The following is a 12,683-nucleotide window of genomic DNA, read 5'->3' as shown; positions in this document are numbered from 1 at the left end:
TCCATGGCTGTTTTTTAATAGGGGGAGGGAAGAAAATTAACGGTATTCGCTTACGAAGGAGACGTCAGAGGCAACGTCACCGCCTTTTACTTCTTCAGCAAGGCGTGTATAGCGAACCGTCATAGTGAGGTTATCGTCCCCTTTATTCAGCACATTAAACAGCGTACTGGCCGGAATCGGTTCGTTAGGCTTCAGTATCTGGTTATTGTTGACGTCTATTACTTCCAGGCCAATACCATTATTTTTATCACTGGAGTTGCTTAAGGCATTAACCTGCTGGCTGCTGGCATCACCTTTCATTGTCATAACGACGTGATCTTGCAGATTACCTGCTTCACAGTTTACGTTGATATTAAATTGTTTCGAGCCTTTCTCGATAGACTGGCCCACGTTAACGCTCAACAGATCGGCAGCACCAATGGTGTCCAGTTGCACAGTTTGTTCAGCGCTGACAACTGCGCAGGTAGGTTCAGTCACCTGACCGCGAAAGTGCACAACACCGTCATTACCGGCAAACGCTGCGGAAGACGCCGCTAATAGCAGACCTAAAGAAATTGCGTTCAATTTCCTCATGATACCATCCTTATTAATGCAAATAATAATTAACGTACATATCGGAAAATAATAACCAACCTGTACGCCTGTGATTCAGTGGATATTTACAGCTTTATATCTACCGTATCACTGTTATCACCGTAGTCATCGATAATATTGTAATGAATCATCGATGAGCCTCGATAGTTTTTAATGGTTAGCGTTTCGCCCGGGGCTACCATATCAGCAACAAGCGGACTTGCTGTGTTATTACCTTCCCAGACTTTATTAAAAGTAATGTAATAAGGTGTTGGATTGGTGACGGTCAAAGTGTTGCCAGCGCGCTTCCATTTTAATTTCAGGTAGTCTTTATCCATTTCTGCTGGCACGCCATCAGGACGGTAAAGCACCTTAACCCTGGTCAACATGACCAGCAATAGCTGGGAGCCACCCTGGTTCTTGTCTACCTTAGGAATTTCTTTAACGTTCAACCAGTAGAGCTGCTCATGCGGTTTTTTTTCCAGCTCAGGATCGATCGCTTCCACATTTATTGCTACTTTATGATTCGCCTTAATTTTTATCAGCGGTGGCTGAACAAAAATATCTTCTTGCGTACCATTGTTAGCATCTGTTATCCAGTTCTGGATTAAATAATCGCGGTTTGTAGGATTATTAATTTTAATTGTCCCTACACCATCCTGTGCGCTGATAATAACCCTGCTTTGATCAAGTGTTAGTGAAGCCTGTGCCTGAAACACACTAAAAATGAGCATCAATGAAGCTAACAGGACACTTTTATTTACTTTATCTAACAAACAATGTTTTTTTACCAGGTTACTCAGTTTCATAATTTTTTACCAAAGAGATGCGTAGCATTTTCTTTGTTAGGAAAATTCCTAATTGAGTTGATTCGACGGCATAAGATTAATTTTATTAGTAACCTTTTGTCAATGTGCACATTTTTGGCGTTTTGCTGTTACAGCTGGGTGTTTATTTATTTACAAGTGAGTTATATCGGATTCACATTGATACATTAAATAAAGATAAATGGAATAAAGGGGACCATTGATATGTTTAAAATCATTTTGTCGCGTTTCCCGATTTTAAAACTATTAATAACGTTAATTGTTCATTCAGTATTTTTAAAGAAAATTTGTGCTATTTTTGTTTATTGATGCGAGGCCAGGAGAAAACATCAGTTAGTAACGCACGTAAATAGTAGGGTTACCTTCTTCCTTTTTGTCTTTTATCTAATTTTTTATTTTGAAATATAATGGCAAATTAGTTTTTTTATCTGTAAATTAATGATTTTGTGGTTAATAACTCCAAATTTATCTTTATTGTTCAGTGCGTATCGTATGTTTATCATGCTTTAACTCAAATTCAACAACCACAATAAAACTTATAGATTTATTTTAGTGCGCGAAAAAAATACTGACACAGTAGGTAGGGAATTTGGCGGGAGTAAAAGAAACTTTCGCATCAGTAACTGCTGAGAAATCAACCGGCATATACGGCGAACTGGCGGGCAGGCAGAAAGCTGACAAAGGATGAGCTGCTATCGGCGAGCAAAATTTGGCAAACAGAACAGGATCGGGACGAAGAAGATAAGAACGATAAAGAGGCGAGCGTTGAGCAAAGGGCAGAAAGCAAAAAAGCAGACGCCAGGCGTCTGCTTTTTCTAAATTTGGCTCCTCTGACTGGACTCGAACCAGTGACATACGGATTAACAGTCCGCCGTTCTACCGACTGAACTACAGAGGAATCGTGTGAACGGGGCGCATAATATCGAGGGTGCCAGACGTTGTCAAAGCCTGTTTTACGAAAAATCTTCTGACTGCTGAAGAATTCAGCAGGCTTTCCTCTGGATCGTGATGCAATCGGCGTGTCGCTCCACTCAAACCTGACTATGGTTACTGGGATGATGTAAAAGCGAGGCGAAAGGAATGATCAAGTCACAGGTGGAAAATCTGGTAAGGCAGCGACTGGCGCTAACGACAACCCAGCGTAAACAGAGCGTACAGGCGATAGCGAGAGGGCAGTCGGAGCAGGCTGAACCGGACCTTCGACGCGCACAGCGCTACGCGTTTCAGCGTTTAACAGAGCAAACGGCGATTATTGGCCCCGACGTTGATTTTTTACCGACCGTGTTTTTTCAGCAGGGCATGCGACAGGCGCGGGCGGTAGGGCTGTTGCGCGAAGATGACGTTCCTAAAGGCACCGCTTTTTTAATTGGTGCCGGGCTGTTGCTTACCTGTTTCCACGTGCTGCCGGAGCGTCAGCGTGCTGCCAGCTACAGCGTGGAGTTTGGCTACTGGTTAAATGAGCGAGGCGAGGCACCGGCGACAACGCGTTATGCGCTGGATGCCGACAGTTTCTGGCTCACCAGTCCGGCAGAGAGGCTGGACTGCACGTTGGTTGCGCTGGGCGAAAAGCTGGCCGGCAATGCAGACTTAACGCAGCTGGGGGCAATTATGCTCAGCGATCGCACCGATAAACACCGTCTGGGGATGGCGGTTAATATTATCCAGCATCCCGGTGGTGCGGCTCAGCAGGTGGCGCTGCGCGACAATTTTTTGCTGGCGCGCGGGGCGGCAAACAGCGAAGCGGCTAACGTTTTGCACTATACGGCAGATACCGATGAAGGCTCTTCTGGAGCGCCGGTTTTTAACGATAGCTGGCAGCTGGTTGCGTTGCATCATGGTGCAGCGCAGGATGAGAGCGGTACGCCGGTAAATGAAGGCATCCGCGTTAGCGCGCTGGTCGACTGGTTAAAAAGCGAGGCCATCAGGCTGGATGCACCAGCCAGACAGCGACTGGTTGGCGCGTTGCGCGGTGAGAATCCGCCGATGCTGACGGCGCAGGCGGCACCGGACGCCAACTATGCTAACCGTAACGGTTATCAGTCAGGATTTATTAATGGCTATGAGGTTGCGCTGGCACAAATTATCGCCCCCAGAGCGGAAGAGATCGCGCCATTGCGATGCGGCGCGACCGGCACCGCAGCGATCCTCGATTATCAACATTTTTCGCTGGCAATCTGTGCGGCGCGGCGCATTGCGTTTCTTACCGCCACTAATATTGACGGCGCGCGCTACATTGCTATTAATCGCGACAGTGGTCAGCCTTCACTGTTGCCGGAAGCGGATAGCTGGTATGAGGATAGTCGCATGGATAGCCGCTATTACCTGACGCAGTCATTTTATCGTGAGTTCAGCCGCTGGTTCGATCGCGGTCATCTAACTCGCCGCAGCGATCCTACCTGGGGCACGCCGCAGGAAGCGGTGCGTGCCAATAAAGATACCTTTCATTTTACCAACTGCTCACCGCAGCATTTTCGCTTTAATCAGAGCCTGCAATACTGGCAGGGCGTGGAGCGTTACATCCTGGAACATGGCGTACTGCAAAGTAAAAAACAGATTACGGTGCTGACCGGGCCGGTGCTTAACGATCAATGGCGGCAGTATGGTGACGTAAAAGTGCCGCTGATGTACTGGAAAGTGGTGTTGCGTCTGGGGCCAGCAGGGGAGCCGCAGGCTACCGCGTTACTGGTCTGTCAGGCAAACCTGCTGGATGAACCTCGTCGGGTTATCGCCCGTGCGCCGCAGGATAGCGTGCCGCAGGTAGATGAGTTTCGGGTGACGGTAAGCGGGCTACAGAATCTGACCGGGCTGGATTTTTCCGCTTTCGAAGCGTGGGATAGCTGGCAACCGGCACCGTCACTGCGTGCCGAACCGCTTCCGGCGGCGCTGATTATGTCATGGCGCGATCTGCTGTAGTCCGTTGAAACCAAAGCTTTAACTGCGTCGTTTTAACGCGGCGCATCCGGGCGGCGCAGATAGCGCAGCGTTGCCGTTACCGCCAGCTGGCGGTTGCGCCTGATGCTCTCTGCCTCATCGTTATCAGGGCTGAACAGGGCGTTAAAGGTATAGCGATTAGAGACGTGATGGACGCAGATGCTGCTGATCAAACGATGCACATCCAGCGTATCCACGTGCTCATAAAACAGGCCTGCCTGCTGTCCGCGCGTCAGAATATCCTCCAGTACATCCAGTGCGCTGCGGTTCAGCGCCTTAATACGTGATGACTGGGTGATATAGCGTCCGCGCAGCAGATTTTCACTACAGACCAGGCGCATAAAATCAGCATGAGAAGCGTGATAGTCAAAGCTCTCTTCCACCAGCCGCGTTATCGCCTTTTCTGGCGGCATCGCTGTCAGGTTAAGTCCGGTTTCATGCTGGCGAATCTGCTGATACACCAGCTCCAGCACCGCTATATAGAGATTCTCTTTGTTGCCAAAGTGATAGACCACCATCCGTTTAGTGGTCTCTGCATAGCCTGCGATTTGCTCCAGCCGCGCGCCCTGCATACCGAATTCGGCAAACGCCTTCAGCGCGCCATCAAGGATGCGCTTTTTCAAACCTTCTGGATCGTTCTTACGTTTTGCCTGTTCAGCCATTGTGGACCGCATTCCTGTTAACTCAACCGCTGGCAGAGTAGCCTGTTGTTCCGTTAATAACAACCTGGTTACATTCAGCTGACATGCATTACAGGCAATGGCAGGAACACGCTATTTACCGATGAGCAATAACCGGCAGACACGTGCGAGATGAGAGGGGAAAGGCGATGAACCTCAGGTTGACTCACTTATCACCGGGCGTAAAACAAGCCTGTCCTGGCTGACAGAAACGCAACAAAACGCCAGCAGGCAGGAGCGAAGCGGAAAAAATAGCGGCGTTCGCTAAAGCTTTGCTACCAAAGTAAATTTGGCGCTAAACGTTAATAATTCTTATTTTTTATTAGAGCATGTCTTTCCTGCTACGAGCTCCTATGATGAAAAGGATTGTAACAGGGTGATGTAACGTTTCTATAAGACGCTCAGACGTCGAGTACGCTAAAAAAATTAACGGGCAGAGTACTATTTCTCTTATTACCGGTATCGATCCGCATTGTGTACCACAGTTAATACAGGATATTGAAACCCAGGGTTATGCGGTATTAGAAAATGCGGTAACTGAGGAAGGGCTGATGCGCTTTCGCCGTTGGGTAGAGGAAGTTAGCTTCGGCACCGGACAAGGCTATCATGCTATTTTTGGCGACGTGGAAAAAATCGACCGTACGCCGCTGGCGGAACTGAGTGAAAATGCCGATTTTCGCCAGCTAATGCTACTAATGGCGGAGAAAACGCTGCATCTTCGCTGGCCGATCAGTCAGTTTTAGCGGTGCTGCGTTGTGTGCAGGGAGAGAGCGGTAAAAGGAAATCGAACGCGTTCCACTACGATGCCAGCGTCATTACCATGCTACTGCCGATTGAAATTCCGCAGCAGGGCACGGCGCGAGGCGATTTGGTGCTGTTTCCTAACCTGCGCCGCTTTCGTTCCAGCGTACTGTTTAACGTGCTGGAAAAAATGCTGATGCAAAACGGGCTGTCGCGCCGTCTGTTAACCTGGGCGATTAAGCAACGACTGGTTAAGCCAATGACGCTGCATCTCCAGCCGGGCAACCTCTACTTTTTCTACGGCTATCGCTCCTTTCATGCTAATGGCGCCTGCGATCCGGCATTTCGCCGCGCAACGGCACTGTTTCATTTTGGTGATCCACATTATGGCAGCCTGTTAACGCGATCCATTGTGAAAGTAAACCGCCTGCTGGCGAAGTAAGATGGCATGACGCTTTGTCTGTGCCATCCGGAAAGGAATAACCTGAACGGTGGAGATAAGAAATGATTCAGTGTAAACGCGTTTATCAACCAGTAACTGAGGACGATGGTTATCGGGTGCTGGTGGATTATCTCTGGCCACGCGGTATCAAAAAAAGCGCGCTGATGCTGGATGAATGGGCCAAAAATGTGGCACCCGATCCCGCGCTGCGTAAGGCTTTTCATCAGCAAGAAATCGATTTCGCCCGTTTTAGCGAACGGTATTGTTCCCAGCTGCTTGCGGCGCCTGAAAACTGGCAGCCGCTGCTGGACAAAGCGCGCGCCGGAAACCTGACGCTACTATTTGCCGCACGTGATGAGCAGCATAACCAGGCTCGTGTGCTGGCTGAATTTTTACATCAACGGCTGGAGGCGAACTGAACGGGTTATTGTTGTTTTCCTTTAATTTAAAAGATACTAACCTGTATATTGTGATGATAATGGTAAAGGAATTTAATGGGTGGCAGTTAACTTGTTGCCTGAAAAAATCAGTCCTGCCAACGCCCGCGCTGGGCCGGCCTCTTTCCCGTATCAGGCCTGCGCTTTCCATGTACTCAGTCGGATTTATCCGGCCCTGCTTTATGGGATTAACATGCACCCTATTGATCGTCCGCGTTTTGCCCTCTTTTTTATTGCATTAACGTCCTTCTTCACTTTGCTGCTGTGGCTCTTTTTACCCGCCGAAGTGCTGATCTATCACACCGAAGAAGGGCGTATTGTTGAACAACTAACGCTGTATGCCTATGGCCTGGCGATTTTTCTGCTGCTGGTACTGCCTGTTCCCACGTTTAAGCCGTTAACCCGTTACGCCGTGATCGTTGTCCTGCTTACCATGATGGCCAGAGAAGCCGATCTTCATAAGGCGGTAGCGGATATGAGCATGATAAAGCTGCGTTTCTGGACGGGTAATTTGCCTTTGCACGATAAGCTGATAGCGTTCGGCTTTTTGGCTCCAGCGGCGCTGGCCTGCCTGTGGCTGTTGTTTAAGCAGGGGCGGGCGACGCTGCGTGCGGTAAAACAGCGTATCCCTCATGCAATCAGTATCGTTTCGTTCATTGCGCTTATTGCCCTGACGAACTTACTCGATCGTTCTCTGGGCATAGTCAAAGAGTGGCTGGGCTGGCACGCGCCGCACTGGCTGGTGGCGTTACAAACCTCGCAGGAAGAATTCCTTGAGCTGGCGTTGCCTGTGCTGGCAGTTATCGCGCTACTGCAATATCGGCGCAGCGTGATGTATGCACAAAAAGCCTGCCTGTTGCCGCAGCCGTAACTGCACAAGTGTGGCGTATCGCTTAAGGTGATGGCGCATCTGTATTTAGCGTAGGAAAGAAATATAGCCGCGCAGAAAAGCAAAAAGCCCGCTCGGTTTTCCCTGAGCGGGCTTCTCTAAATATGGCTCCTCTGACTGGACTCGAACCAGTGACATACGGATTAACAGTCCGCCGTTCTACCGACTGAACTACAGAGGAATCGGTTGATGGCGCGAATATTACCTGGCCTCCGACATGTTGTCAAAGCCTGTACAAGGTTTTGCAGCGCGTTTGCTGGCAAAACCAACAATTCGCGCCGTTTTGCTCAACTATGCCGCTTTTTCTTCCGTTAAAACGGCAGCCTTATTGGAAAAAAGCGCATTCAGATCAGCTGTGATAAAGCGGAAACGCGCCAAACAGCACGCCCCCTGCCAGCAGCGCCATACTTACCAGCACTCCCCATTTAATAGCGAAACGCTGGTGGTCACCAATATCGACTTTTGCCAACCCAACCAGCAGATAGATTGACGGCACCAGCGGGCTAAGCAGGTGGAAAGGCTGACCGATGATTGAGGCGCGTGCAATTTCCTCTGCGCTGATGCCATAGCCCGCTGCCGTTTGTGCAATAACCGGCAGGATGCCGAAATAGAACGCGTCATTGGACATAAAAAAGGTAAACGGCAGGCTGACCACTGCGGTAAATACCGCCAGATAAGGGCCGAAACTATGCGGAATCACCGCCAGCAGGCTTTTTGCCATCGCATCCACCATGCCGGTGCCAGAGAGAATGCCGGTAAACACCCCAGCGGCAAAAATCAGCGATGTTACCGCCAGCACGTTAGCTGCATGAGCGCCAATGCGTGCCTTTTGTTGTTCAAGTGAGGGATAGTTCAACATCACTGCAATAGCGAACGCCAGCATAAACAGGATATGAATTGGCATCAGGCCGGCGACCAGCAGCACCAGTAGCGCGGTGGTTAAAATAAAATTAGGCCAGAACATTTTAGGGCGTCGATTTGCCTCACACTCATCGGCATCACCCTGTCCCAGGCTGACATCAGTCATCTGATGGCTTTCCATCGTCATAATTCCCAGGTGACGTCGCTCACGCAGCCCGAAATAGACCGCCATTCCTACCAGCGTGCAGCAGGCCAGCAGCATCGCCGGGATCATTGGAACAAATATATCCAGCGCATCGATACGTAGCGCCGCCGCTGCGCGTGCAGTAGGGCCGCCCCACGGCGAGAGGTTCATAATACCGCTGGCGAGGTTAACCAGGCAGGTCATTGCCAGCACGTTCATACCCAGTCGTTGATAGAGCGGTAAAAAAGCCGCCACGGCGATCATATAAGTGGTGGAACTATCGCCATCGAGGGAAACCAGCAGCGTCAGTACCGCAGTGCCAACCAGTACTTTTAACGGATCGCCGCGTACAATTTTCAGGATCAGACGCACCAGCGGATCAAACAGACCAGCGTCAATCATCAGGCCAAAGTAGAGGATGGAGAAGGTTAACATGACGCCAGTAGGGGCCAATGTCTTAACGCCGCTCAGCATCATATCGCCCAGCCCATGCCAGTAGCCGCCAGCCAGCGCAAACAGCGTAGGCACAATAATCAGCGCAATCAGCGCCGACATTCGCCTGGTCATGATCAGGTACATAAAGCAGATCACCATCGAAAAACCCAGCACAGTCAGCAAATTAATTTCCTTTTCAGTTAGAAGGTACGGGCACGCCATTCGGCTTACGCATGGTGATGAAACCTCGTCCACTATGATGCAGAGTTATCAATCCACCGTCTGTCGAGGTAAAAAGTTAACGCTGTGATTATTTCATCTGAAGTAAGCAACTGTTTTTATAATGATTTTGTGCAATAAATTAATGACATAATTTTTACAATCGCCATGTGCTGAAGCGAAAATAGTGATGAGCGTCATGTTTTGAACGCGGCATGGTGAGAGTTTTGTGAGCCCGGTCGGAGGAAGAAAAAAATGAAAAGGCATAAGATGAGCTGCCTGCCCATCACTAACGCAGCCGGTGCATGCTTATAGTGCACCGGCTGCGTTGCATCCTGTTTTTGCATGATTTCAGGTCACGGTTGCCAACCTTGCGCCATCGTTTTCTCTTATTTTATCGATGCTTAGTTAAGCGCAGCCTTAATACGCAGGCTCGGTAAAAACTGGCCTGCATATTGCAATTCTCCATTACAGGCGCGACAGGAGCTCTGTGCTCCTGACGGCATCCAGATCCCGTAACGGAGGCAATATGAACTTAAGACGACTCAAATATTTCGTAAAAATCGTCGATATCGGCAGCCTGACCCAGGCCGCGGAAGTGTTGCACATTGCGCAACCGGCGCTTAGCCAGCAGGTTGTTACGCTGGAAAGTGAACTGGATCAGCAGCTACTGATCCGGACGCGGCGAGGCGTTACGCCGACCGAAGCGGGAAAAATTCTCTACGCGCACGCCCGCGCTATTTTGCGCCAGTGCGAACAGGCACAGGCGGCAGTCATTAACGTTGGGCACGCCTTAAGCGGGCAGGTGGCTATCGGTCTCGCGCCGGGTGCTGTTGCCTCATCGTTAACTATGCCGCTGCTGCAAACGGTGCGCGATCGCTATCCTGATATTCTGATTTATCTGCACGAGAACAGCGGCAGCCAGCTAAATGAAAAGGTTATTGATGGGCAGCTTGATATGGCCGTGCTGTACGATCGAACACCAACGGCGGGGATCAGCAGTACGTCGCTGATTAAAGAAGATCTCTGGCTGGTGGGCACCGGCGATGCGCCGGGCGCAACGGTAGAACTGGCTGAAGTGGCACAAATGAGCCTGTTCTTACCACGCGATTACAGCGCGGTGCGCAAGCGGGTGGATGAAGCCTTTACGTTGCGCCGCCTGAGCGCACGTATTATTGGAGAGATTGAGTCACTGTCAACATTGTCCGCCGCCGTTTCCAGCGGGATGGGCGTTACGGTGCTGCCAGAATCAGCGGCACGTACGCTGGCGAGCGCTTCCGGCGGCTGGATGGCGCGCATCCTCTCTCCGTCGCTCAATTTGCCGCTGTCACTGAATGTTTCTGCCACGCTGGCGCTCTCGCCCTCTGCACAGGCGGTAAAGGCCATTCTGCTTTCGCTACTTAGTAAACCTGAGCTGGAGGATCGCACGTTAATGCTGGTGAGCTGAACCTGATTCTGGGCTGCAAGCGGACGCAGCGGATGCGTCCTTCTCTTATCACTTAAAAGCATAACAGACCGATTTTTATTATTTGTTGCTATCAATACGTCTGCATAACATAAAGACAACATTGACGAACAGATAAGGAGAAGCGGTGTGAATTTTCAACAGCTTAAAATTATTCGCGAAGCCGCACGCTGTGAATTCAACCTGACGGAGGTGGCGAACACGCTTTTTACCTCCCAGTCTGGCGTCAGCCGCCATATCCGCGATCTGGAAGATGAACTGGGCGTGGAGATTTTCGTGCGTCGCGGTAAACGATTGCTGGGAATGACGGAGCCGGGCAAGGCGCTGTTGACCATTGCCGAGCGTATTCTGGATGAGGCGAGCCGCGTGCGGCGGCTGGCGGATGTCTTTACCAACGAAACCAGCGGCGTCCTGACTATCGCCACCACGCATACCCAGGCGCGTTACAGCCTGCCGAAAGTCATTAAAGCCTTTCGCGCCCTCTGGCCGCAGGTCCGACTGGAACTGAATCAGGGTTCGCCGCAGGAGATTGTCGCGATGGTAGCCGCCGGTGAAGCGGATATTGGTATCGCCAGCGAACAGCTGGTCAATCAACCGACGCTGGCGGCCTTTCCCTGGTTCAGCTGGCATCACGCGCTGCTGGTGCCGAAAGGGCACGCGCTGGAACATGAACCGCAGCTCTCTCTCGCCACGCTGAGCCGCTACCCGCTGATTACCTACCGGCAGGGCATTACCGGGCGCTCACGCGTGGATCGTGCGTTTCAGGCGGCAGGGCTGAAACCTGATATTGTGCTCAGCGCCCAGGACTCGGACGTAGTGAAAACCTACGTTGAGCTGGGGCTGGGCGTCGGGATTCTGGCGGATCAGGCATGTCAGCTGGAAGCAGAAGCTACGCTGACGCGCCTCGATGCGCGCCATCTGTTCGATGCCAGCACCGTCTGGCTTGCGCTAAAGCGCGGGCAGCTACAGCGCAACTATGTCTGGCAGTTCCTGGAACTGTGTAATGCTAACCTGTCGCTGGAGGAGATTAAGCGCCAGGCGCTTAGCCTTCAGGAAGAGGACGATCCGGTTATCGACTTTCAAATCTGAAGGTGAGCGGCGATTGCACTCTGCCGCCGTAGCCAGTAATGTCGATTTTTTTCACCTCAGGATGGTTATCCATGCATGTTCGTCCCATGACGCCAGCGGATCTTGCCGCCTGTGCTGCGCTAACGCAGGAAGTAAAGTGGCCACATCGCCTTGCCGACTGGCAAATGATGCTGGCGCTGGGTGAGGGGCTGGTGGCAGAACATCAGGGCCGTATCGTCGGCAGCACGCTTTACTGGCGCTGGGGGACACAGCGCGCCACGCTTGGCCTGATTATTGTGGCGGGTGCGATGCGCGGTCAGGGGATCGGCAGCGTACTGCTGGAGCAGGCGTTACAGCAACTGCCAGGCATGACCCTGCATTTGCACGCTACTGCCGCAGGCGCGCCGCTCTATCGTCGCTTCGGTTTTGCTGGCAAAGATGAGGTTGTTCAGTATCAAACGCCCCGGTTGAGCGTGCTGCCACCGGTAACAGGAACAATGCAGGCGGCAACCCACGACGATCTGCCCGCGCTGGCACAGCTGGATTACCGCGCTAACGGTTTTCAGCGCCTTCCATTGTTACAACGGCTGTTGGCTGACGGGGCCAGTATTATTCTGACGCGTCAGCAAGGCATACCTTCCGGTTTCGCCGTTACCCGGCGTTTTGGTCATGGTTTCAATATCGGGCCGGTCATTGCGCCGGATGCGGCAACGGCGCAGCAGCTGATTGCCCAGGCGATGCAGCCGCTGACGGGCGAGTTTGTACGTATCGACAGCCGCCGCCGGTGTAATCTGGGGGCGTGGCTGGTAGGTTTTGGCCTGGAGGCGGTAGATACGCCGCTGCGTATGGTACGCGGCGAAGAGTGGCAGCCGCAGGAGATGACGGCCTGGAGCCTGATGAGTCAGGCAATGGGCTGATTGCTGGGGTCAGC

The 12,683-nt window shown here is 51.5% G+C and carries 13 protein-coding genes and 2 tRNA genes; 8 read left to right on the top strand and 7 right to left on the bottom strand.

The window, feature by feature from the left end:
- Window positions 1-36: 36 nt before the first annotated feature.
- The 4 genes from C7M51_RS09180 to C7M51_RS09165 form a co-directional block, all read right to left on the bottom strand.
- A complete protein-coding gene (locus C7M51_RS09180; RefSeq protein ID WP_160621510.1) occupies window positions 37-573 on the bottom strand; it encodes a fimbrial protein in 537 nt (178 codons plus the stop codon).
- An 86-nt stretch (window positions 574-659) separates the two neighbouring features.
- Entirely contained in the window at window positions 660-1,382 is a 723-nt protein-coding gene (locus C7M51_RS09175; RefSeq protein ID WP_160621509.1) for a fimbrial biogenesis chaperone, read from the bottom strand.
- 567 nt (window positions 1,383-1,949) lie between these two features.
- Window positions 1,950-2,255, bottom strand: a complete 306-nt coding sequence (locus tag C7M51_RS09170) for a hypothetical protein (RefSeq protein WP_160621508.1) — start codon at window positions 2,253-2,255, stop codon at window positions 1,950-1,952.
- Window positions 2,223-2,298 (bottom strand) — tRNA-Asn (locus C7M51_RS09165). Before C7M51_RS09165 ends, C7M51_RS09170 begins: the two co-directional genes overlap by 33 nt.
- A gap of 182 nt (window positions 2,299-2,480) precedes the next feature.
- On the opposite strand from C7M51_RS09165, the gene C7M51_RS09160 reads away from it, so the two are divergent.
- Complete coding sequence (locus tag C7M51_RS09160; RefSeq protein WP_244323813.1) at window positions 2,481-4,313, top strand: DNA/RNA non-specific endonuclease; 1,833 nt, start codon at window positions 2,481-2,483, stop codon at window positions 4,311-4,313.
- A 32-nt stretch (window positions 4,314-4,345) separates the two neighbouring features.
- On the opposite strand, the gene C7M51_RS09155 is transcribed toward C7M51_RS09160, so the two are convergent.
- Window positions 4,346-4,993, bottom strand: coding sequence for a TetR/AcrR family transcriptional regulator (locus C7M51_RS09155; protein WP_160621507.1), 648 nt, complete (start codon window positions 4,991-4,993; stop codon window positions 4,346-4,348).
- Between the two features lie 569 nt (window positions 4,994-5,562).
- Between C7M51_RS09155 and C7M51_RS09150 the strand changes: the two genes are divergently transcribed.
- The 4 genes from C7M51_RS09150 (at window position 5,563) to C7M51_RS09135 (ending at window position 7,502) form a co-directional block, all read left to right on the top strand.
- A complete protein-coding gene (locus tag C7M51_RS09150; protein ID WP_160621506.1) occupies window positions 5,563-5,754 on the top strand; it encodes a hypothetical protein in 192 nt (63 codons plus the stop codon).
- A 14-nt stretch (window positions 5,755-5,768) separates the two neighbouring features.
- Window positions 5,769-6,194: a hypothetical protein gene (locus C7M51_RS09145; RefSeq protein WP_208852125.1), complete on the top strand. Its 426-nt coding sequence runs from the start codon at window positions 5,769-5,771 to the stop codon at window positions 6,192-6,194.
- A gap of 62 nt (window positions 6,195-6,256) precedes the next feature.
- Complete coding sequence (locus C7M51_RS09140; protein WP_160621505.1) at window positions 6,257-6,613, top strand: DUF488 domain-containing protein; 357 nt, start codon at window positions 6,257-6,259, stop codon at window positions 6,611-6,613.
- A 211-nt stretch (window positions 6,614-6,824) separates the two neighbouring features.
- Complete coding sequence (locus C7M51_RS09135; protein WP_160621504.1) at window positions 6,825-7,502, top strand: hypothetical protein; 678 nt, start codon at window positions 6,825-6,827, stop codon at window positions 7,500-7,502.
- A 123-nt stretch (window positions 7,503-7,625) separates the two neighbouring features.
- Here C7M51_RS09135 and C7M51_RS09130 read toward each other — a convergent pair.
- Together C7M51_RS09130 and C7M51_RS09125 are read right to left on the bottom strand one after the other, a co-directional pair.
- Window positions 7,626-7,701, bottom strand: a tRNA-Asn gene (locus tag C7M51_RS09130).
- A gap of 168 nt (window positions 7,702-7,869) precedes the next feature.
- The gene (locus tag C7M51_RS09125) at window positions 7,870-9,183 is read right to left on the bottom strand and encodes a CitMHS family transporter (RefSeq protein ID WP_160621503.1); all 1,314 of its coding nucleotides are present in this window, start codon (window positions 9,181-9,183) and stop codon (window positions 7,870-7,872) included.
- Window positions 9,184-9,748: 565 nt separating this feature from the next.
- On the opposite strand from C7M51_RS09125, the gene nac reads away from it, so the two are divergent.
- From nac to C7M51_RS09110, 3 genes are all read left to right on the top strand, one after another.
- Window positions 9,749-10,666, top strand: coding sequence for a nitrogen assimilation transcriptional regulator NAC (gene nac / locus C7M51_RS09120; RefSeq protein ID WP_160621502.1), 918 nt, complete (start codon window positions 9,749-9,751; stop codon window positions 10,664-10,666).
- A 147-nt stretch (window positions 10,667-10,813) separates the two neighbouring features.
- The gene (gene cbl / locus C7M51_RS09115; RefSeq protein ID WP_160621501.1) at window positions 10,814-11,773 is read left to right on the top strand and encodes an HTH-type transcriptional regulator Cbl; all 960 of its coding nucleotides are present in this window, start codon (window positions 10,814-10,816) and stop codon (window positions 11,771-11,773) included.
- Between the two features lie 71 nt (window positions 11,774-11,844).
- Window positions 11,845-12,669 carry a GNAT family N-acetyltransferase gene (locus tag C7M51_RS09110; protein WP_160621500.1) on the top strand — a complete coding sequence of 275 codons (825 nt, stop codon included), beginning with the start codon at window positions 11,845-11,847 and terminating at the stop codon, window positions 12,667-12,669.
- The last annotated feature ends 14 nt before the right edge of the window (window positions 12,670-12,683 follow it).

Origin of the sequence: Mixta intestinalis, from assembly GCF_009914055.1 — a bacterium.
GTDB classification, from domain to species: Bacteria; Pseudomonadota; Gammaproteobacteria; order Enterobacterales; family Enterobacteriaceae; genus Mixta; species Mixta intestinalis.
This window is presented reverse-complemented; position numbering and strand designations above follow the sequence as displayed.